We start from the raw sequence: 20,313 nt of genomic DNA, 5'->3' as shown, positions 1-20,313 counted from the left end.
AAATTCCGACAGCCTACAATGAACAACTTCCGCCTTCTTTTATTACAAGTAATTCCACAGCTAACTTCTCGCATTTTTCAAGCGCAGGTACTTCCTCAAAAGACATAAAGTATATATGTTGAATCTTCTTTGCGATATATTTTGAGTCGTCAAACACACTTACGACGTTCACAACATCGCTCGCTTCTGTTTCATAAAACTCCGGTCCCATTTGAAACGGATCCCAATTCTTCACAACCTCTATCATCTTTTCATATGTACCCATTCGCTTCCCGCCTTTTCACTTTTTAATACTTTTCTTTATCCTATCACATCAGCTATTCTATAAGAAGAGAGAGTACTTTCATAACTTAACGGTTTTACAGAAGAAGGGGGCAAACTTATGCAACTATTTCATAAAACAGTCAATCGACGTGGAACTCATAGTATAAAATGGGATACGTATAAAAACGAAGAACTTATCCATGCTTGGATTGCTGATATGGATTTTGAAGTACCACAACCAATTCAAACTGCTTTAAAGAAACGTATCGAGCATCCTATTTTCGGCTATACACTTCCTCCCGAAAATATTGGAGATATTATTTGTAACTGGACAAAAAAACAGTACAACTGGGATATTCAAAAAGAATGGATTGTCTTTAGCGCGGGAATCGTTCCAGCTCTTAGTACGAGCATACAGGCCTTCACAAAAGAAAATGATTCCGTTCTCGTACAACCACCTATTTATCCACCATTTTTCGAAATGGTCACAACAAACAATAGACAATTATGCGTGAGTCCATTATATAAACAAGATGGCTCATATATGATAGACTTCGATCATTTAGAAAAACAATTTGAACAAGGTATTAAACTCATGCTTCTTTGTAGTCCTCACAATCCTATCGGACGCGTTTGGACGAAAGACGAGCTAACGAAGCTCGGAGCATTATGTACAAAATATAATGTAATTGTTGTCTCAGATGAAATTCATGCCGATATTATTTATGGAGATCGTACTCATACACCATTTGCTTCTCTATCAGAAGAATTAGCAGCACGTACGATTACTTGTATGGCTCCGAGTAAAACATTTAATATCGCTGGATTACAAGCATCTATTATTATCATTCCAAACGAAAAACTCCGTCAAGCCTTTACATCTATCCAATATAGACAAGGTTTCCACGGATTAAATATATTTGCCTATACAGCGATGCAAAGTGCCTATACAGAATGTAACGATTGGCTAAATGAAATTCGATTATATATAGAAGATAACGCTCAATTCGCTTGTAAATATATTAAAGATCACATACCTGCTCTTTCTGTAACGAAACCAGAAGGTAGTTTTTTATTGTGGATTGATTGCTCTCGCCTACAGCTTTCTCAAAATGAACGCACTACATTACTTGAGGAAAAAGGAAAAATCATCGTTGAACCTGGTGAGAAATACGGATTAGGCGGCGAAGAACATATTCGAATTAACATCGGCTGTCCAAGATCTGTTTTAGAAGAAATTTTAAATCGACTGCGCCATACATTTTCATAATAAACTCCTTTTTCAGCTTTTGTCGGTAAATCGATATATTTTAAAAATCGCTAATATATTTCAATCTGCGTTTCACAAAAAAGCTACCATGCACGGTAGCTTTTACTTTTTCTTCATATCCGACGCTTTTTTTACAATGACACCACAAGCAATTCGATCACCGGATTTACCTGCTGGTTGTGTCATACCATCATCAGCGTTTTCTGTAATAATAATAGACGCTCCATCTTTTCTATGAATCGTCGTTTTCCCTTCTTCAAGCGTTATGCGCGGCGCATCGATTTCTGCTTTGATCTTTCCAGAACCGTCTGCAATTACGTTCGGTAAATCACCATTTTCTGCACCTTTCGGATTAAGAAGTCCATGCTTTTTATTATCAGGATTAAAATGATTCCCAGATGATTCAAAACGTGGTGCTTTACACTCACCAATTTCGTGTACATGTATGCCGTGCGGGCCGGGCGCGAAACCTTCCCCTTTAATCGTAATTTTCACTCCGCTTGTTTGCTGCACTACTTTTGCAGTTCCCACTTCATCACCTGAAGCGTTATGTAATTTCACGTCAATTTCTTTCGGCTTTCCTTGGTCACAACCTGCCATCAGAAATAATAAACAACAACTGAAAAAAAGCCGTTTTTTCATTCTATTCCCTCCAAAATATATTCTGCCCTTAGATTGTCCGAGCATAGAGGGAAACATACAAAAATGAGTTACTGTTTCTTTTCCGCTAAAAGTTTTTCTTCAACTTTCTGTAATCGCTCTGCTTCTCGTTTTGATACACGAATAAACATACGCCAAGTAGCAACGGCACCAATGATAAATAGAACGCAAACAATTCCTGGAATAATATATTCCGTTTTATCTTCCGGAAAATATAAAGGCATCATAACGAACACTCCCTAATTATAGGATTCGAAAAAACATCAGAATTTTCTGTTATATACCTTTAAATTATAGTTGAACCAGTTCATATTCTCAAGGGGCGTTCCGAAAGCGAATGATTTCTTTGACTCCTCCCCCTACTTTCCTTACTATAAACTTGAGGTGAAAAATATGAGAGAAACAATTGAAATTGGCGAGATCGTTACTGGTATTTATAAAACTGGAAAGTACATCGGCGAAGTTACAAATAGACGTCCTGGCAGTTACGTCGTAAAAGTATTAGCTGTTTTAAAACATCCAGTGCAAGGTGACTTACATAACGTAAAACAAGCAGACGTACCATTTTTCCATGAAAGACGCGCTTTAGCTTTCCGTGAACAGACGAACATTCCAGAGCAAATGGTGAAGAAATATGCAGGAGAAATTCCGGAGTATACAGAGTCACTCAAATTGGCATTAGAAACTCAAATGAATTCATTTTCTGAAGATGATTCACCTTTTGCGGTTCGTAGTCTAGAAACATTAGAGCAGTTAAAAAAAGACTACAAACTTTAAAAAAACAAAACGACCAAATTACATACAGTGCAATTTGGTCGTTACTGTGTACTCACTTTCTTTAAAACTTTTGAAAAATCAACGAGTTCTCCTAATGTTGGAGGTGCTGGTTTCACTAAATACTCTTTATCTTTTTCTACTAACTTAAAAATATTATACGTCGTCATCGCATCATCTAGCGCACAATGATGCTTACCCGTCCCTACTTTTCCATACGCCTCAATTGCTTTCCACAATCCTGTTTGGTTTCTCTCACCAAAAAACTTCTTATACTCAAGTGATAGATCACGACACTGTCCTAAGAATGGGAAGTCTACTCCCGCCATTTCACAATTATGCTTCAACACTTTCATATCCATATTTCCCCACGTAACAATGGTCGGTTTACATCTCTTTTCATATTCTGCAAGTTTTTCAACGAGTTCTAGAAACGAAATTCCTTTATCTACGGCTTCTTGTTTAATTCCTAAAAATTTCTTACATCGATCCGTTAAAGAAGGAAAAGTTTTCGGTCTAACATGAGCTGAATACGTGTCTTCTACCTTACAGCCAACAACCGAAACGAGTCCTACCTCAATAATTTCCGGGAAAAATCCTTTTGGTTTTTTTCTGTGCTGAGGCATCGTAAACTCAAAATCCAAAAATAAAAATCGTTGTTCATCCATACGATCCCTTCCTTATCATCTTTGTCATTCCTTTCTATTTGACACTCCTACACGAACAAGCTCGAATGCTGATTCCATTTTAAATATTCAGATTGGATGTATCTTATATATATGTCAAATACCCACAAATATTTTTAAAAATAAGAAAAAATGACCGATGCAGAAAATATGACAAAATAAGCCCTTTCATTTACATCCTCCTTTTTTCTACTTTATAATGACGTTATGTGTGTTTCATCTAGTAAATTTTTTGACACACTAAGAAAAGTGAATGAAAGGAGATGAGAGTTTTGCACGAAACAACGCAAGAGCTCGCAAACTGGCAGTATTATTTTGCTATCGCAGTCTTTTTAATTACATATGCCATTATTATTTCTGAAAAAATTAATCGCGCTGTCATCGCACTTCTTGGTGCAGCACTCATGGTAATTATGGGGGTCGTTGATTTACACAACGCCTTTACGAAACATATTGAATGGGGGACGATTACGCTACTCATCGGTATGATGATTCTGGTGAACATTACGAGTAAATCTGGCGTCTTCCAATACGTTGCCATTAAAGCAGCAAAAGGAGCACAAGGAAATCCAATTAAAATTTTAATTTCACTTTCCTTACTTACTGCGCTCGGTTCTGCATTTTTAGATAACGTTACAACTGTACTTCTTGTTGTTCCAGTTACTTTATCTATTACGCGCATACTGCAAGTAAATCCTGTTCCGTATTTACTTTCTGAAATTATTTTTTCAAACATTGGAGGAACAGCAACATTAATCGGTGATCCACCTAACATTATGATTGGTTCTGCAAATAAGCATTTAGATTTCAATGCGTTCTTATTCAACTTAGCACCTATCGTAATCATTATTATTGCTGTTACAGCGACAATACTTTACTTCATGTACCGTAAACAATTAATTGCTGATCCTGTACAAGTTAAGAAATTAATGAGTTTAGATGAAAAGCAATACATTAAAGATCCAGTATTAATGAAAAAATCTTTAACAGTACTTGGACTTACAATTGTAGGTTTCATGACTCATTCGATCTTCCATGTTGATGCAGCTATCATCGCTTTAACTGGTGCTACTGTACTTATGCTAATTGGTGTGAAAGAACATGAAATTGAAGAGGTATTCGCAAGTGTAGAATGGGTAACAATCTTCTTCTTCGCAGGACTATTCGTACTCGTTGGAGGACTGATCGATATCGGTCTTATCAAAATGTTAGCTCAAAAAGTAATTGGAATAACAGGCGGAGATATTTCTTACGCATCTATCCTTATTTTATGGGTATCTGGTATCGCCTCTGCAACAATTGATAACATTCCATTCGTTGCAACAATGATCCCACTTATTAACGATATGGCAGTTGGGCTAGGTTTATCACCTTCTGATGCACAAGTCGACGTACTGTGGTGGGCATTAGCATTAGGTGCTTGTCTAGGTGGAAATGGAACATTAATCGGAGCTTCTGCTAACGTAATTGTTGCAGGTATCGCAAGCCGCGAAGGACATAAGTTTAGCTACATGGACTTCCTAAAAGTCGGTTTCCCAATTATGATCGTTTCATTAATCATTTCTCATATTTATATTTATGTACGCTACCTTACGTAGTAGAAAAAGGGCTGTCCTATGTGACAGCCCTTTTTTCTTGGTCAATGAAATATCGTTTTACCAACAAAAAGCTGTTTCAAAATAGCTTTGAAACAGCTCCATGCATATATCTACTCGTTATATCTTACCGGCTCATTCCGAATAATAAATAAGTGAATCGGTAAGAAAACCGAAAATGTAATTGTATGAATAATCGTGAACAATATAGAGTTCGTTCCGTATCTATCTAAAATTGCGTAGATAAGATAAATAGATAGCACAATCGATACAGCTGTTGCTATTAAATATAGAATTGGTACGAAGTTAAAAATGAAACACGCGACATATATGCCGAATACTTTCCATCCTGCTTCTTCTTTCAAGAAGTCTGGTAATTTGTCTTTCGCTAAATCACCCCAGATCTTACTATTTAAAAAAGGAATAAACGCAAGAGCACCATCCTTTGCACCATCATTTTTCGCCATCGTATACAGTGCAAAAGCCGTTAATAAATACGCAATAATTGCCCAAATCAATACAACAAGAATAAACGCAAAACTAAGAGCAAAGAAACCTGCTAGTATGCCTTGATCTTCCATCTTATCCTCTCCTCTCTACTCTCAACATATTTCATTACTTTACAAGTTATGTTTTAAAATTCATCCAAACTCTCTGTATAATGGTATGAGAAAGGTAATAAGAAAGGAGAACCCACTTATGCATCCATTTGTACAAGCATTACAAGAGCATTTCACAGCTCATAACAATCCTGAAAAAGCAGAACCGATGGCACGTTATATGAAAAATCACTTCCCGTTTCTCGGTATTCAAACTCCTGAGAGAAGACAGTTGTTAAAAGACGTTATTCAAATACATACTCTCCCAAATCCAAAAGATTTCCAAATTATCGTACGTGAACTCTGGGATTTACCAGAACGTGAATTTCAAGCGGCTGCACTTGATATTATGCAAAAATATAAAAAGCATATAAACGAAACGCATATACCGTTTTTAGAAGAACTGATTGTAACAAAATCTTGGTGGGACACTGTTGATAGCATCGTTCCTACATTTTTAGGGAATATCTTTTTAAAACATCCGGAATTAATTTCTGCCTATATTCCAAAATGGATTGCATCAGATAACATCTGGTTACAACGCGCCGCTATTTTATTCCAGCTAAAATATAAACAAAAGATGGATGAAGAACTTCTTTTCTGGATTATTGGACAACTACATTCTTCAAAAGAATTTTTCATTCAAAAAGCGATTGGCTGGGTCCTTCGCGAATATGCAAAAACGAAGCCCGATGTCGTTTGGGAATACGTGCAAAATAACGAGCTGGCCTCGCTTAGTAAACGTGAAGCAATTAAGCACATTAAACAAAATTACGGAATAAATAACGAAAAAATAGGCGAGACTCTATCATAGATAGACGCGTTCCTCTATTGAGATTTAAAAAAGAACGTGTTAGAATATGTTCATTATTATTAATATAAGTAGCGATGACGGACTTATAAGTACTTGCACAAAAAGCGATTCAGGGATAGTGAAAGCCTGAAGCCGCAAGGAAACGGCAGTCCCGAGCAATACGTGATAAAGTGGATGCACCTTTTGTGTATCAACTAGGGTGGAACCGCGGGCAAACGCTCGTCCCTAGGCAATTAAGCCTTGGGATGAGCGTTTTTTTATGTTTTCAAGGCATATACCGCTCGTTTCATAAGTACCTGAGCACGTCATCGCCAATACGTTAACTTTCAAAAGGAGGATTTTATTATGTATTCAATGGAACAAGTTGTAAACTTAGCGAAACATCGCGGTTTTGTTTTCCCTGGTTCTGAAATTTACGGTGGTCTTGCAAACACTTGGGATTACGGTCCACTTGGAATCGAATTAAAAAATAACGTTAAAAAAGCTTGGTGGAAAAAATTCATTCAAGAATCTCCACACAACGTCGGTTTAGACGCAGCTATTTTAATGAACCCAAAAACTTGGATCGCTTCTGGTCACGTTGGTAACTTCAACGATCCAATGATCGACTGTAAAAAATGTAAAGCGCGTCACCGTGCTGACAAATTAATTGAAGATGCATTAGATGCAAAAGGCATTGAAATGGTTGTTGACGGTCTTACTTTCGACCAAATGGCTGATTTAATGAAAGAACATGAAGTAAAATGTCCTGATTGTGGTAGCCAAGAATTCACTGAAATTCGTCAGTTCAACTTAATGTTCAAAACATTCCAAGGTGTTACAGAGTCTAGCACAAACGAAATCTTCCTTCGTCCTGAAACAGCACAAGGTATTTTCGTAAACTTCAAAAACGTACAACGCTCTATGCGTAAAAAGCTTCCATTTGGTATTGGCCAAATCGGTAAGAGCTTCCGTAACGAAATCACGCCTGGTAACTTCACATTCCGTACACGTGAATTCGAACAAATGGAACTTGAATTCTTCTGTAAGCCTGGTGAAGATTTAGAGTGGTTCGCATTCTGGCGTGAAACTTGTAAGAACTGGTTACTTTCACTTGGTATGACAGAAGAAAGCATGCGTCTTCGTGACCACGGTGAAGAGGAATTATCTCACTACAGTAACGCAACAACTGATATTGAATTCAGATTCCCATTCGGTTGGGGCGAACTATGGGGCGTAGCATCTCGTACAGACTTCGATTTAAAACGTCACATGGAACACTCTAACGAAGACTTTAACTATATCGATCCACAAACGAATGAGCGTTACGTACCGTACTGCATCGAGCCATCTTTAGGTGCTGACCGCGTAACATTAGCATTCTTATGTGATGCATATGAAGAAGAGCAATTAGAAAATGATTCTCGTACAGTTCTTCGTTTCCACCCTGCTTTAGCACCATACAAAGCAGCTATCTTACCATTATCTAAAAAGCTATCTGAAGGTGCTACTGAAGTATTCGCAGAACTAGCTAAAGACTTCATGGTAGACTTTGACGAAACTGGTTCTATCGGTAAACGTTACCGTCGCCAAGACGAAATCGGTACACCATTCTGTATCACTTACGACTTCGACTCAGTTGAAGACAAAGCTGTTACAGTACGTGACCGTGACACAATGGAACAAGTTCGTATGCCAATTAGCGAACTAAAAGGTTTCTTAGAGAAGAAAATCCAGTTCTAATTATAAAAAAGAGGCAGCTCATGAGAGCGCCTCTTTTTACTTTTCACGTTTTTCTTTAATTGCTACTGTACATCTTGATATACATAGTAAGTCATCATTCTCATCAATGATACGCACATCCCAAACCATCGTTGAATGTCCCCTATGTATCGGTGTTCCGATTGCTGTTACAATTCCATCTTTCTTTGAGCGAATGTGATTCGCATTAATTTCCAGACCGAAACAGATGCATTTCTCTTGATCAATTAAATTGTATGAACCAACACTTGCTACTGTTTCTGCTAATGCAAGAGATGCACCACCGTGTAAAAAACCAAACGGCTGATGCGTACGCTCATCAACAGGCATCGTAGCAACCACCTTATCTTCTGTCATCTCTAACAACTCAATTCCAAGTGAATCCATTAAAGTTTTTGCCATATCGTTTCCCCCTTCTCTTACTGTAATTAAATGTATAATTTTACCTATTTATTTTCAAACTACTTATAACACTTAAATAAGGAGGTTTCACCTAAATGAAACAGAAATTTTGTATATTACTGCTTATGTTCTCCTTGCTGACTATTGTACCAAATTGTGCACTAGCAGCCAAAGCATCCAACCTGACAATCGATGTTCAGACTGTAACACAAAAAGGTAAGAAACCTTATATAGAATATCAAATTAACAGACCTTCGTTTCACAATTTTTCCGATTCTAAATTTCAAAATAAGCTCAATTTCTATTACAAAAAGTCTACTGATAAATTTAAAACCAAATTAGAAAAAGACGCAAAAAAATATTATAAAGAAACAGAAGGATCTAGTACACCATTTCATCCGTACGTGGCGAATGTTGATTATAAAGTCTCCTTAAATAAATCACCGTTTCTCAGCCTATATTTGAATTACTATCAATATACAGGCGGAGCACACGGTCTTTATACGTGGAAGGCAAACACATTTGATTTAAATGAAAAAAAGTTACTACACTTAGACGATTTATTTCAACAAGAAGATAAATATAAAGAAGTAATACGCGCTGAGATCGTAAGACAAATTAAACAAAATGAAAGTATTTATTTTCCCGATGCAACTGAAAAGGTCATGAGCACGAAAAAGTTTCACTTCTTTTTAGAACCGGACAATCTCGTCATTTATTTCCCTTTATATGAGATTGCTCCTTATTCAAGCGGAATTCCACAATTTCGTATTCCGTATACGTTGCTAAGAGACTATTTGAACCCTTCTTATCAAAATATTTTAATTGACAACAAGTAAATATTTTCGCTACGATAATGTTAACCTAAAAACAACAGGAGGTTAACATTATGAGAAGATTTCATGTTTTAGATTTAGCATTAGCTGCCATGTTCGTTGCTCTTATGGCCATTGGTGCAAATATTGTATCTTGGGCACCATTCCTGCAAGTAGCGGGCATCCCATTATCTATGCAACCATTTTTCGCAATTTTAGCAGGGCTTCTTCTTGGAAGTAGACTTGGCGCATTATCAATGACGGTTTATATGCTTGTTGGATTAGCAGGTGCGCCAATCTTCGCTAACTTCAAAGCTGGATTTGGAGCACTGTTAGATCCTACTGGTGGTTTTATTATCGCATTTATTATCGTTGCTTACGTATCAGGAAAACTCGTAGAACAAAAGGAAAAGCCAACATTCAGTACTTTTTCAATTGCCTCTTTCACAGGAATCATTTTAACTTATATTATCGGTACTACTTATATGTACGGGGCAGTCAATTTCTTCATGGGTGGTAATATGAGCTATAAAGCGGCTTGGATGATTATGATGTGGTTCGCAGTAAAAGATATTGTATTTACAATTATCGGTGCTATTATCGCACCTCGCATATACTATGCTGTACGTCGTTCCGCTTATCAGCATTCTCATTCGACGATTTCATAATAAAAAAGAGTTATTTCAGTACACTGAGATAACTCTTTTTTTATATTAAGACTCTTGATTCGTGTGTTTGTCTAAAATTTTCTGCATCATCGTAACCATGTCATCACGTAATTCTGGGTGTTGCAGAGCCATTTCAATTGTCGTTTGAACGAATCCTAACTTTTCACCTACATCGTAGCGCGTTCCTTCGAAATCGTAAGCGAATACACGTTGAATTTCGTTTAAGTTTTGGATTGCATCTGTTAACTGAATTTCGCCACCAGCACCAACATGTTGCTGTTCTAAGAACATGAAGATTTCAGGTGTTAAAACGTAACGTCCCATAATTGCTAAGTTTGAAGGTGCTGTACCTGCCGCTGGTTTCTCAACGAAATTACGAACTTGGTAACGACGGCCTTCTTGCTCTAATGGGTCGATAATTCCATAACGGTGTGTTTCATCTTCTGGAACCGTTTGTACACCAATAACAGAAGAAAGCGTTTTATCATATTCTTCAATTAATTGACGTAAACATGGTTTTTCAGCTTGAACGATATCGTCACCTAATAAAACAGCAAACGGCTCATCACCAATGAATTTACGTGCACACCAAACAGCGTGTCCTAATCCTTTTGGTTCTTTTTGACGGATATAGTGAATGTCTACCATTTTTGAAGAAGCCTGTACTTTTTCAAGTAACTCATACTTTTTCTTTTCTAATAAGTTTTGCTCTAACTCAAATGCATTATCAAAATGATCTTCAATAGAACGCTTCGTTTTACCAGTAACGATAATAATATCTTCGATTCCTGATTTTACTGCTTCTTCTACAATGTATTGGATAGTTGGTTTATCTACTATCGGTAACATTTCTTTTGGCATTGCTTTTGTAGCTGGTAAAAAACGTGTTCCTAATCCAGCTGCTGGGATTATCGCTTTTCTTACTCTTTTCATCACAAAATACCCTCTCTTCTGTCAGAATCAATAACGATTATTTCCTTACATAGAATAAAAGGGAGGTTTCACTCCCTTTTATTCCTTACTACTTAAAATTACTTTATATTATAAACGATTCATAATATCTTCTTTAATAGTAAGTAACTTTTGTTCACTATTTTGTAAAGAACTATCTTGTACACCAAAGTAGAATTTGATCTTCGGCTCAGTTCCAGATGGACGTAAGCAGAACCAAGAACCATCTTCTAATTGATATTTTAACACATTTGATTTCGGTAAGTGAATCTCTTCTTTATGTCCATCTTGTAAAGATGTAACGATGCTCGCTTTATAGTCTTCAACTGCTACAACTGTTAAGCCTGCTACTTCTTTCGGAGGATTTTCACGGAATTTTGCCATCATCTCTTGAATTTGTTCCGCTCCATCTTTTCCTTTTAGCGTTAACGATACAAGATCTTCACGGAAGAAACCGTACTTCGCAAATACTTCTAATAGACCATCGTATAACGTTTTACCTTGTGATTTGTAGTATGCAGCTACTTCACATGCAAATAGAACAGATTGTACTGCATCTTTATCACGGCAGAATGGACGGATTAAATAACCATAGCTTTCCTCATAACCGAATTGGAATTCGTATTGTCCGCTTTCTTCATACTGTCTAATTTTCTCACCGATAAATTTAAATCCAGTTAACGTATCAACTGTATCTAAACCGTATGCTTTCGCGATTGTACGGCCAATTTCAGACGTTACGATTGTTTTTAATACAACACCGTTCTCTGGAAGTGTTCCATTTTCTTTCTTTTGAGATAATAAGTAATCAAGCATTAATGCACCTGTTTGGTTACCAGTTAATACTTGGAACTCACCATCGTGGTTACGAACTGCTACGCCAAGGCGGTCTGCGTCAGGATCCGTTGCGATTAACACATCTGCGCCTACCTTTTCACCGTCACGAATTGCATACTCAAACGCTGCATGCTCTTCTGGGTTCGGTGATTTCACTGTAGAGAAGTTCGGATCTGGTAACTCTTGCTCTTTTACAACTGTTACATCTGTAAATCCAACTTCTTCTAAACCACGGCGTACAGAAATATTTGATGTTCCGTGTAATGGTGTAAAGACGATTTTTAAGTCTTTCCCAACATTTTGTACCATTTCTTTATTAATAATGACATTGTTCAATTCTGCAGCATATGCATCATCTACTTCTTGTCCAATAATATGTAATAAACCATCAGCTTTTAATTGCTCCACATTAGCAACCTCAACTGTTAACTCATCCTCTACTGCATTTACATAGCTAATTAACTCATCAGCTTCTTTTGGAGGCAACTGCCCACCATCTTCACCGTATACTTTATAACCATTATATTCTGGCGGATTATGGCTTGCCGTAAGAACGATTCCACTTACTGTATGTAAATGACGAACTGCGAAAGAAAGCACTGGCGTTGGACGTAAGCTTTCAAACACATATGTTGTAATACCGTGTGCACCAAGTGTAGCAGCTACTTCCATTGCGAATTCAGGTGATTTATGACGAGAATCGTACGCAACAACAACACCGCGTTTTTTCGCTTCTTCACCTAATTTTTCAATAAACTTTGCTAATCCTTGTGTCGCTTTACGAACTGTATATACGTTTAAACGGTTCGTACCAGCACCAAGTTCACCACGCATACCACCTGTGCCAAATTCTAGATTTTTATAAAAGCTGTCCTCAATTTTCTTCTCATCTTGCTTCATGTTTTCTAACTGTTCTTTTAGTTCTGCGTCTAACTCTGCATATGAAAGCCAGCGACTAAATTCTTGTTTCCAGTTCATACTTCTATCTCCTCTCACTTGTCATACCTTTATTATATGAAAAAAACAACCTGTATCTCAATATTTTTTACAATCTAACAGGATTTTACTAGGAATATTTGTATACACTATGGTTAAATACTCCACTAAAGGGAATGAAGATTATGCAAGAATGGGGCCTGTCAGAAGAGCTCAAAATACAAACAAAGCAAATGATTGAAATTGCTGAGAAAGAATTATCAATTATGAGGCAAGCAATTGATAAAGAAGATGAATGTATTTTGTGCAAAATGGAAGATATTCATCATATGTTAGCAAACGTACAAACATTGGCAGCTACATACTACATTCAAGCGTATTTATCACCTTATACGGAAAGCTCACATTCTATTACAGCAACTGTCCAACATTTAAGCGCCCGAAAACACGGGGCTCTTATTGTTGTGGAAAGAAACGAGCCGCTTGACTCTCTCCTTCAAACTGGAACAACATTACATGCTCATTTAACCTCACCGTTACTTGAATCCATTTTCTATCCAGGTAACCCTCTTCATGACGGAGCCGTTCTCGTTAAAAATAATCATATTGTTTCAGCTGCTAATATTCTTCCGTTAACAAAAAGTACAGAAGTTGACCCTGAGCTAGGAACACGTCACAGAGCTGCAATTGGCTTATCAGAAAAAAGCGATGCACTTATTTTAGTTGTCTCTGAAGAAACAGGTCGCACTTCATTCGCTTTAAATGGGACGTTATATACGGTTTCTTTGTAAAGTGAAACTTTAATCAGCCCTCACCAATTGGGCTTTTATGGGCAGTTGATTCCCACCTAACTTCTTCGCTCTCGCTGAATTTTGAAGTGGGGGTCTTACTGCCCATTCATGCAGGATAAAATGAAACGAGTTACTGTGTGAGAAGACAACCATAGTCATACCAATAAAAAAAAGCTGTTCCAAAATATTGGAACAGCCTTCTCTTATGATCTTATTCTTCTCCGAAACGTTCAACAAGTGTTGCAAGTGTACGTACCATTGCACCCGTTGCTCCAGCTGGCCCTAAATCATGCGCTCCTGATGTTTCAGATGTTCCAGCGATGTCTAAGTGTACCCACGGTGTTTCTTCAGCGAATTCACCTAGGAATGTACCTGCCATAACCGCATGTCCTTCGCGGCCTGGTGAGTTATTTAAATCAGCAAACTTACTGTTTCGAACGCGTTCTTTATCACGATCAAAAATCGGTAATTGCCAAATTGATTCATCTGTTTCCATAGACGCCTCTAGCACTTGCTCAAACAAATCTTCATTGTTTGTCATTGCGCCTGTCGTATGATTTCCAAGTGCAACAATTACACCACCTGTTAATGTCGCAACATCAATCAAATAGTTTGCACCTAATTTTTTCGCATACGTAATACCGTCTGCTAATGCTAGGCGACCTTCTGCATCTGTATTTAATACTTCAATTGTTTTTCCGCTCATAGATGTGATTACATCGTCTGGCTTAAATGCTGTACCACTTACAACGTTATCAGTTGATGGAATAACAGCAATCACATTTTGCTCTGGGCGAAGTTCACCGATAATTTCCATCGCACCTAATACAGCAGCAGCACCGCCCATATCACCTTTCATACCGACCATGCCTTCACGTGGTTTTAAAGAATAACCACCTGTATCGTATGTGATTCCTTTTCCAACGAATCCGATGACATCTGTCCACTCTTCTTTTCCTTTATAAATAAGAGCGATCATTTTTGGTGGCTCTGTACTACCTTGGTTTACTGCAAGTAACGCACCCATACCAAGCTCTTCCATCTCTTCTTTCTCAAGAACTTTATAATCCATATCATACTTTTCCGCTAACTCAATAGCATACTCAGCAAGCTTTGTTGCTGTTAATACGTTAGGTGGCATATTTACAAGTGTACGAGCTGAATTTGTTGCACGTCCATGGACGTAACCAACTGTTAATGCAGCTTCAATTTCTTGTGCATCTTCTGCTGTAATAGCCGTGAACTTCTCTAGTTCCACACGATCCTTTTTATCTGATTTATACGTTTGTAACTCATATGTACCAAGACCTTGTACTTCTGCTGCAATATGAGCTACATCAATCGCATCTAATTTCTCTGTTACGAAAGAATCAAGTAAGATTGCTGCATCTTGTACTTTTGCTGCCTGTAACGTTTTAAACGCCTTACCAAGAGCAGCACGCAACGTTTCTGTCGTGTAAGACTCTTTCTTACCTAAACCAACGAAATAATAACGTTTCACATTTGTTTTTCCTAAACTATGTACTTTTGAAATAACTTTCTTCTTAGTAGAAAGTTCTTTCTCTTCTAATAAAACTTGTAATTGTCCTTCAAACGCTTTGTCCAGTTCTTGTACAAAACTACTCGTTTTCTCTTCTTCAAATAAGGCAACAATTACCGCTTCATGGCTTGCTAATTCTTTTTGTACTTGAAACATGTTCAGACCCCCTAAATTTCTCTACTCTACCCTTATTATAACTTTATTTTCGGTAAAATGCGACAATTCCAACTTCTACTCTTACCTCTATTATGAAATAAAAAAAGTCTAGCGTAATTACCACTAGACTATCTTTGTTTTAAATATTGACCGCGAAACACTTGCATCGTTTCGTCTTGATTTAACATCGTTAACTCTTCCTCTGAAAACTTACCATCTCCAACTTTCACTACATACACATTTACTTTTTTCTTACCCCATTGGCTATAAACATCTTTCACCGTATCATAATATAAATCAAGGCGGTTTCCTTTTATTGCACCGCCCTTATCAGCTACTACACCATATCCATAACCTGGTACGAATAAAATTGTTCCAATTGGGAATACGCGTAAGTCCGCTGCGATTGTGGAATATAAATCCCTTTTTACCTTAACACCTGAATATGTAATACCATACTCCGGATGCCCCGGCCTCTTACCAGTTGACTCAATTCCTGACGTATAACCTGTTGCAGTCATTTCAATTGAACGATATTTAGACCAGTCTTTCGCCTGCTCTAAAGCATTTATCACTTCTTTACTCGGAGCAACATTTTTCTTAACTTCTGCTGCATGTACTTCTTTTGCACTCGTTCCCTCATATTTCTTTACAATCTCTAATAAAGAAACTCCTGTGAAAGCATTCCATGTTACGCATAATGCGGATACAAGTAAACAAGTCATCATAATGCGAATACAATATCGTTTTAACATTTTTATATTCCACACTCCTTCATCGTTAATCATTCCCTATACGATGAAGGAATATGCAAAAAAATAATCTCCAAATGAATTGGAGATTAAAACATTTGATATCCGCTTTTTCGGAGTTTCTTAATTACAATTCCTGCTAATGCAGCACCTACTAATCCAGTAGATAAAATAAACACATCCGCTTGTCCTAAATGCGATACACTTGTTCCAAATGAAGAGAAGGTTTCTTTCGGCTTTGAAAAGTAATCCCACATACTTGCCTTATTAATAATAAGCATACAAACAATCGGATATACAATAACCATTACCCATGTCGCTCGCAATATCATGTTGAGTAAAAATCCAATTCCAAAAAACAAAATGAAAAATAACATCATTGAAATAAGTAGTACCGGTATACTCACTCTTTCTCCCTCTCCTTTGTATGCGCCGTAAATACGTGATAGGCCGTATAACCAAATTGCTCTCCTGGATCTAATGTTTTGTTCATTTCAAGATGTAGTTCTGATCTTCCTTCAAACAAATATTTAATAAGTAAAGACGTATTTGGATCGTCCGCAATCGTATCTGGATGCAGAAATGCTACTTCAGACAATTCCTTCTCCTGTACAATAATGCTCTCTCCTTCAGGCTCCAAAAGGAAAATAATCATATTATCACTAATCTCATTGCGAATCACACCCGATCGAACACCAATGATCCCTTTCACATGAGCGACAATGCCTGTCTCTTCTAACACTTCACGTTTCACAGCTTCATCAACCGTCTCACCTTCATTTACAAAACCAGCCGGTAAAGACCATTTCCCCTTTAATCCACTGTATTTCTTCTTAACGAATAGCCACCTGCCATCTTTTGTAGCAACTAACCCACTGACAGCTAGCCACACCTTCCCTCGTTTCTCCATGATGTAATACCCTCCTCCACTAGAACAGACAGAATATTCTTTCTCTTATATATATTATACTATATTTTTGAAATGAAAAAAGCAGAAACAGCTCTTAGCCGTTTCTGCTTTTTCTACTATATATTAAAAGAACTTTAATTTACCTTTTTTAAGAACTAATAAAGGTCCACCTAATAAGAATAGGTAACGGTTATCGATAACTTTCTTCATGAAGGAAGCTTTCCAACCTGTTAACTTTTTGCCCATAACAACACCCATTGCATCGTCATGACCTAAAGAACATACAGATCCTTTATTATCGAATGCGAATTTCTTCATTTCGCCCTTGCCGCGAACTAACACAGTTAAGTTATGTGCAATGTTGTAACCTTGTTGAATTGCGATTTGTGCTGTTGGTGGGTATGGACGGTTAATTTCTTCGTTAATGATTAACGCTGCGTCACCAACCATGAATACCTCTTCGTATCCTGGAGCATGCATGTACTCATCAACTTTTACACGTCCGCGCATTGCTTCAAAGCCAGACTCTTCTACAATACCGTTACCACGAACACCTGCAGCCCAAACTACTGTTTCAGACTTAATTAATTCAGTATCATCGCCATTTGCAACGATAATACCTTCTTCAGTTGCTTCTTTAATTGCTGTACCGATGCGGAATTCTACACCTTTTTTCTCAAGTTGTTTTACAGCGTATTCTACTAATGCTGGATCGAAACCTGGAAGTGCTGTTGGAGCAGCTTCTACACAGATAATACGTGCTTTTTCACGTGGTACATTGTACTCTTTGCAAAGTTCAGGAACACGGTTTGCAAGCTCACCTACGTATTCGATACCAGTAAATCCAGCACCACCAACAACGATTGTTACTAGCTCATCGCGTTGTTCAGTTGCATATTTAGCGAAACTAGCTTCCATATGCTCACGAATTTCACGAGTTGCATTAATGTTAGCGATTGAGAATGCATGCTCTTTTAATCCTGTAATTCCGAATGTCTCTGATTCGAAACCAAGACCGATTACTAAGTAGTCATACTCTAACTCGCCATTTTTTAAGATAATGCGTTTTTCAGCAGCTTTAATTTCTACTACTGTGTCTTGTACAAAGTTTACTTTATTTGTATCAATAACGTCTTGAATATCTAGACAGATTTTTTCATCTTGTAATGTACCAGCTGCGCTCTCATGTAACCAAGTCGCTTGGTAGTGATAGCTGTTGTTGTTTACTAACGTAATTTCAGCTTCATTTACAGATAATGCTTTTTGCAGACGAACAGTCGTAATCATCCCGCCATAACCTGCACCTAAAACTACGATTTTTGGAGTCTTCACCAAATCACAACCCTTTTCTTTATATAATAGTAATGAAAAATAATACCAAGTACTAAAAACTCTATTTGTCAAGAATGTGGAATTTATCACATTCTATATCATAACAAAACGCAGTCAAAAAATCGTACGAATTTTGTCATAGAAATTTAACATAATACTTCCCTATATTAGTCGGTTTTATTCCAGAATTCAAGCGTCTGGAGAATTATCAATATTTTAAAATAACATAGCGTTTTCAAGGGTTTTTCAGCCTTTTTTTCATGTATTTTCCTTTCACCATATTTTATACGATTAAAAACGCATCTATGCGAAAACTTACACACAATTCAGTCGTTTTCAGAAGTATTATGAACTCAAATATGCTATCATTTATTTGAAAGTGTCATCATTTGCAGGATTTTCGTGTACATATGAACAATATATGAAATCAATATCAAAATTCCATCTATAGGGGGAATGAAAGTGGCAGAAAATCAAAAAGTTTACGACATAACAATTATTGGTGGTGGTCCGACAGGACTGTTCACAGCATTTTATGGCGGTATGAGACAAGCAAGTGTAAAAATCATTGAAAGCTTACCTCAACTTGGCGGACAATTATCCGCACTCTACCCTGAAAAATACATTTATGATGTAGCTGGATTCCCAAAAGTGCGCGCACAAGAGTTAGTTGATAACTTAAAAGAGCAAATGAAGAAATTTGACCCAACCGTTTGTTTAGAAGAAGCTGTTGATACGCTTGAGAAACAAGCTGACGGTATATTTAAACTTGTTACGAATAAGCAAACTCACTATTCTAAATCAGTTATTATTACTGCTGGCAATGGTGCTTTCCAACCACGCCGTTTAGAATTAGAAGGTACAGCAAAGTATGAAAAGAAAAACTTACATTATTTCGTTGATGATATGAATAAATTTGCTGGTAAGCGCGTCGTAGTATTTGGCGGCGGCGATTCAGCGGTTGATTGGACAATGATGTTAGAGCCGATTGCTGACAAAGTTACAATCGTTCATCGCCGTGATAAATTCCGTGCGCATGAACATAGCGTAGAAAGCTTAATAAATTCTCGTGCAGAAGTAAGTACACCGTACGTTCCCGTAGAACTCATTGGTGATGACAAAATTGAACAAGTCGTTCTTCAGCATGTAAAAACGGAAGAAAAAATTATCATCGATGTTGATGACGTAATCGTAAACTACGGCTTCGTTTCTTCCCTTGGGCCAATTAAAAACTGGGGCTTAGATATACAAAAAAACAGCATTCTCGTGAACTCAAAAATGGAAACAAATATTCCTGGCATTTATGCGGCTGGTGACATTTGTACATATGAAGGAAAAGTAAAACTCATTGCTTGCGGCTTCGGTGAAGCACCTACAGCAGTAAACAATGCAAAAGCTTACTTCGATCCAAACGCAAAACTTCAACCAATGCACAGCTCAAGTATGTTTTAATATGTAAAAATAAAGCTCCTTCCACGTATGGAAGGAGCTTTTCTGTATATATCAGAAAACGAAAGCACAATGAATCCGATACATGATCGAACTCATTGTGCTTTTAGAGTTACTGTTTTCTTCTTCTACCTAATATGAATAATACTCCGCCAACTAAGAATGAAATTCCCGCGCCAACTGACATCATCCATGGAGACGCTACTCCAGTTTTCGGTAATTCTCTTTCTACTTTTACTTGTGGCTCTTTAATTAATTTTTCTAGTCTTACTTCTGGGTTCTCCGGTTTCACTTCTGGTTTCTTCGGCTCTTCCGGGTCCACTTCTGGTTTCTTCGGTTCTTCCGGATCCACTTCTGGTTTCTTCGGCTCTT

The 20,313-nt window shown here is 37.3% G+C and carries 23 protein-coding genes; 9 read left to right on the top strand and 14 right to left on the bottom strand.

Annotation, left to right across the window (positions count from 1 at the left end):
* Window positions 1-13: 13 nt before the first annotated feature.
* The gene (locus FS742_RS23290; protein ID WP_000537644.1) at window positions 14-265 is read right to left on the bottom strand and encodes a YugE family protein; all 252 of its coding nucleotides are present in this window, start codon (window positions 263-265) and stop codon (window positions 14-16) included.
* A 117-nt stretch (window positions 266-382) separates the two neighbouring features.
* Here FS742_RS23290 and FS742_RS23285 point away from each other — a divergent pair, with 117 nt between their 5' ends.
* Window positions 383-1,534, top strand: a complete 1,152-nt coding sequence (locus FS742_RS23285; protein ID WP_144615353.1) for a MalY/PatB family protein — start codon at window positions 383-385, stop codon at window positions 1,532-1,534.
* Window positions 1,535-1,636: 102 nt separating this feature from the next.
* On the opposite strand, the gene sodC is transcribed toward FS742_RS23285, so the two are convergent.
* Both sodC and FS742_RS27715 read right to left on the bottom strand, forming a co-directional pair.
* The gene (gene sodC / locus FS742_RS23280; RefSeq protein ID WP_144615351.1) at window positions 1,637-2,176 is read right to left on the bottom strand and encodes a superoxide dismutase [Cu-Zn]; all 540 of its coding nucleotides are present in this window, start codon (window positions 2,174-2,176) and stop codon (window positions 1,637-1,639) included.
* 68 nt (window positions 2,177-2,244) lie between these two features.
* Window positions 2,245-2,421, bottom strand: coding sequence for a hypothetical protein (locus tag FS742_RS27715; RefSeq protein WP_000982763.1), 177 nt, complete (start codon window positions 2,419-2,421; stop codon window positions 2,245-2,247).
* Window positions 2,422-2,587: 166 nt separating this feature from the next.
* On the opposite strand from FS742_RS27715, the gene kapB reads away from it, so the two are divergent.
* On the top strand, window positions 2,588-2,971 hold the full coding sequence (kapB, locus tag FS742_RS23275; RefSeq protein WP_144615349.1) for a kinase-associated lipoprotein KapB: 384 nt from the start codon (window positions 2,588-2,590) through the stop codon (window positions 2,969-2,971).
* Window positions 2,972-3,012: 41 nt separating this feature from the next.
* On the opposite strand, the gene kapD is transcribed toward kapB, so the two are convergent.
* The gene (gene kapD / locus FS742_RS23270; RefSeq protein ID WP_144615347.1) at window positions 3,013-3,636 is read right to left on the bottom strand and encodes a 3'-5' exonuclease KapD; all 624 of its coding nucleotides are present in this window, start codon (window positions 3,634-3,636) and stop codon (window positions 3,013-3,015) included.
* A 290-nt stretch (window positions 3,637-3,926) separates the two neighbouring features.
* On the opposite strand from kapD, the gene FS742_RS23265 reads away from it, so the two are divergent.
* Entirely contained in the window at window positions 3,927-5,252 is a 1,326-nt protein-coding gene (locus tag FS742_RS23265; RefSeq protein WP_144615345.1) for an ArsB/NhaD family transporter, read from the top strand.
* Window positions 5,253-5,362: 110 nt separating this feature from the next.
* Here the strand turns inward: FS742_RS23265 and FS742_RS23260 are convergent, their stop codons facing one another.
* Window positions 5,363-5,830 carry a hypothetical protein gene (locus tag FS742_RS23260; protein WP_144615343.1) on the bottom strand — a complete coding sequence of 156 codons (468 nt, stop codon included), beginning with the start codon at window positions 5,828-5,830 and terminating at the stop codon, window positions 5,363-5,365.
* A 118-nt stretch (window positions 5,831-5,948) separates the two neighbouring features.
* Here FS742_RS23260 and FS742_RS23255 point away from each other — a divergent pair, with 118 nt between their 5' ends.
* Both FS742_RS23255 and FS742_RS23250 read left to right on the top strand, forming a co-directional pair.
* Window positions 5,949-6,662: a DNA alkylation repair protein gene (locus FS742_RS23255; protein ID WP_144615341.1), complete on the top strand. Its 714-nt coding sequence runs from the start codon at window positions 5,949-5,951 to the stop codon at window positions 6,660-6,662.
* A gap of 345 nt (window positions 6,663-7,007) precedes the next feature.
* Window positions 7,008-8,384, top strand: coding sequence for a glycine--tRNA ligase (locus FS742_RS23250; RefSeq protein WP_060488162.1), 1,377 nt, complete (start codon window positions 7,008-7,010; stop codon window positions 8,382-8,384).
* A gap of 36 nt (window positions 8,385-8,420) precedes the next feature.
* Here the strand turns inward: FS742_RS23250 and FS742_RS23245 are convergent, their stop codons facing one another.
* A complete protein-coding gene (locus tag FS742_RS23245) occupies window positions 8,421-8,804 on the bottom strand; it encodes a hotdog fold thioesterase (protein WP_001140606.1) in 384 nt (127 codons plus the stop codon).
* 95 nt (window positions 8,805-8,899) lie between these two features.
* On the opposite strand from FS742_RS23245, the gene FS742_RS23240 reads away from it, so the two are divergent.
* On the top strand, window positions 8,900-9,643 hold the full coding sequence (locus tag FS742_RS23240) for a DUF3298 and DUF4163 domain-containing protein (protein WP_144615339.1): 744 nt from the start codon (window positions 8,900-8,902) through the stop codon (window positions 9,641-9,643).
* Window positions 9,644-9,693: 50 nt separating this feature from the next.
* Window positions 9,694-10,287, top strand: a complete 594-nt coding sequence (locus FS742_RS23235) for a biotin transporter BioY (protein WP_144615337.1) — start codon at window positions 9,694-9,696, stop codon at window positions 10,285-10,287.
* 45 nt (window positions 10,288-10,332) lie between these two features.
* Here FS742_RS23235 and galU read toward each other — a convergent pair whose 3' ends face one another.
* Both galU and FS742_RS23225 read right to left on the bottom strand, forming a co-directional pair.
* Window positions 10,333-11,220, bottom strand: coding sequence for a UTP--glucose-1-phosphate uridylyltransferase GalU (galU, locus tag FS742_RS23230; protein ID WP_144615395.1), 888 nt, complete (start codon window positions 11,218-11,220; stop codon window positions 10,333-10,335).
* 108 nt (window positions 11,221-11,328) lie between these two features.
* The gene (locus tag FS742_RS23225; RefSeq protein ID WP_144615335.1) at window positions 11,329-13,053 is read right to left on the bottom strand and encodes a phospho-sugar mutase; all 1,725 of its coding nucleotides are present in this window, start codon (window positions 13,051-13,053) and stop codon (window positions 11,329-11,331) included.
* A gap of 143 nt (window positions 13,054-13,196) precedes the next feature.
* On the opposite strand from FS742_RS23225, the gene cdaS reads away from it, so the two are divergent.
* Window positions 13,197-13,802 (top strand): sporulation-specific diadenylate cyclase CdaS, encoded by a 606-nt coding sequence (gene cdaS / locus FS742_RS23220; protein ID WP_144615393.1) that lies wholly within the window; start codon window positions 13,197-13,199, stop codon window positions 13,800-13,802.
* A gap of 211 nt (window positions 13,803-14,013) precedes the next feature.
* On the opposite strand, the gene pepA is transcribed toward cdaS, so the two are convergent.
* The 5 genes from pepA to FS742_RS23195 form a co-directional block, all read right to left on the bottom strand.
* Window positions 14,014-15,498 (bottom strand): cytosol aminopeptidase, encoded by a 1,485-nt coding sequence (pepA, locus tag FS742_RS23215; protein WP_144615333.1) that lies wholly within the window; start codon window positions 15,496-15,498, stop codon window positions 14,014-14,016.
* Between the two features lie 128 nt (window positions 15,499-15,626).
* Window positions 15,627-16,253 (bottom strand): 3D domain-containing protein, encoded by a 627-nt coding sequence (locus FS742_RS23210; protein ID WP_144615331.1) that lies wholly within the window; start codon window positions 16,251-16,253, stop codon window positions 15,627-15,629.
* An 86-nt stretch (window positions 16,254-16,339) separates the two neighbouring features.
* Entirely contained in the window at window positions 16,340-16,657 is a 318-nt protein-coding gene (locus FS742_RS23205; protein WP_000027015.1) for a YuiB family protein, read from the bottom strand.
* Complete coding sequence (locus tag FS742_RS23200) at window positions 16,654-17,160, bottom strand: NUDIX hydrolase (protein WP_144615329.1); 507 nt, start codon at window positions 17,158-17,160, stop codon at window positions 16,654-16,656. The genes FS742_RS23205 and FS742_RS23200 overlap by 4 nt, the downstream gene beginning before the upstream one ends.
* A gap of 123 nt (window positions 17,161-17,283) precedes the next feature.
* Window positions 17,284-18,492 carry an NAD(P)/FAD-dependent oxidoreductase gene (locus tag FS742_RS23195; RefSeq protein WP_144615327.1) on the bottom strand — a complete coding sequence of 403 codons (1,209 nt, stop codon included), beginning with the start codon at window positions 18,490-18,492 and terminating at the stop codon, window positions 17,284-17,286.
* Window positions 18,493-18,954: 462 nt separating this feature from the next.
* On the opposite strand from FS742_RS23195, the gene FS742_RS23190 reads away from it, so the two are divergent.
* Complete coding sequence (locus tag FS742_RS23190) at window positions 18,955-19,944, top strand: NAD(P)/FAD-dependent oxidoreductase (RefSeq protein WP_144615325.1); 990 nt, start codon at window positions 18,955-18,957, stop codon at window positions 19,942-19,944.
* A 109-nt stretch (window positions 19,945-20,053) separates the two neighbouring features.
* On the opposite strand, the gene FS742_RS28095 is transcribed toward FS742_RS23190, so the two are convergent.
* On the bottom strand, window positions 20,054-20,313 hold a 260-nt coding region (locus tag FS742_RS28095; protein ID WP_260869685.1), incomplete at its 5' end, for an LPXTG cell wall anchor domain-containing protein.

Origin of the sequence: Bacillus cereus (assembly GCF_007678085.1) — a bacterium.
Classification (GTDB): domain Bacteria; phylum Bacillota; class Bacilli; order Bacillales; family Bacillaceae_G; genus Bacillus_A; species Bacillus_A cereus_BE.
The sequence above is the reverse complement of the archived record's forward strand: the minus strand, read 5'-3'. Positions and strand labels throughout refer to the sequence as shown.

Excerpts from the sequence above, each read along its gene's own strand:
- FS742_RS23210 (WP_144615331.1), bottom strand. The coding sequence starts at position 16,253 with ATGTTAAAACGATATTGTATTCGCATTATGATGACTTGTTTACTTGTA.
- FS742_RS23235 (WP_144615337.1), top strand. The coding sequence starts at position 9,694 with ATGAGAAGATTTCATGTTTTAGATTTAGCATTAGCTGCCATGTTCGTT.
- cdaS (WP_144615393.1), top strand. The coding sequence starts at position 13,197 with ATGCAAGAATGGGGCCTGTCAGAAGAGCTCAAAATACAAACAAAGCAA.
- FS742_RS23240 (WP_144615339.1), top strand. The coding sequence starts at position 8,900 with ATGAAACAGAAATTTTGTATATTACTGCTTATGTTCTCCTTGCTGACT.
- galU (WP_144615395.1), bottom strand. The coding sequence starts at position 11,220 with ATGAAAAGAGTAAGAAAAGCGATAATCCCAGCAGCTGGATTAGGAACA.
- FS742_RS23285 (WP_144615353.1), top strand. The coding sequence starts at position 383 with ATGCAACTATTTCATAAAACAGTCAATCGACGTGGAACTCATAGTATA.
- kapB (WP_144615349.1), top strand. The coding sequence starts at position 2,588 with ATGAGAGAAACAATTGAAATTGGCGAGATCGTTACTGGTATTTATAAA.
- kapD (WP_144615347.1), bottom strand. The coding sequence starts at position 3,636 with ATGGATGAACAACGATTTTTATTTTTGGATTTTGAGTTTACGATGCCT.
- FS742_RS23225 (WP_144615335.1), bottom strand. The coding sequence starts at position 13,053 with ATGAACTGGAAACAAGAATTTAGTCGCTGGCTTTCATATGCAGAGTTA.
- FS742_RS23255 (WP_144615341.1), top strand. The coding sequence starts at position 5,949 with ATGCATCCATTTGTACAAGCATTACAAGAGCATTTCACAGCTCATAAC.
- pepA (WP_144615333.1), bottom strand. The coding sequence starts at position 15,498 with ATGTTTCAAGTACAAAAAGAATTAGCAAGCCATGAAGCGGTAATTGTT.
- FS742_RS23260 (WP_144615343.1), bottom strand. The coding sequence starts at position 5,830 with ATGGAAGATCAAGGCATACTAGCAGGTTTCTTTGCTCTTAGTTTTGCG.
- FS742_RS23200 (WP_144615329.1), bottom strand. The coding sequence starts at position 17,160 with ATGGAGAAACGAGGGAAGGTGTGGCTAGCTGTCAGTGGGTTAGTTGCT.
- FS742_RS27715 (WP_000982763.1), bottom strand. The coding sequence starts at position 2,421 with ATGATGCCTTTATATTTTCCGGAAGATAAAACGGAATATATTATTCCA.
- FS742_RS23290 (WP_000537644.1), bottom strand. The coding sequence starts at position 265 with ATGGGTACATATGAAAAGATGATAGAGGTTGTGAAGAATTGGGATCCG.
- FS742_RS23250 (WP_060488162.1), top strand. The coding sequence starts at position 7,008 with ATGTATTCAATGGAACAAGTTGTAAACTTAGCGAAACATCGCGGTTTT.
- sodC (WP_144615351.1), bottom strand. The coding sequence starts at position 2,176 with ATGAAAAAACGGCTTTTTTTCAGTTGTTGTTTATTATTTCTGATGGCA.
- FS742_RS23245 (WP_001140606.1), bottom strand. The coding sequence starts at position 8,804 with ATGGCAAAAACTTTAATGGATTCACTTGGAATTGAGTTGTTAGAGATG.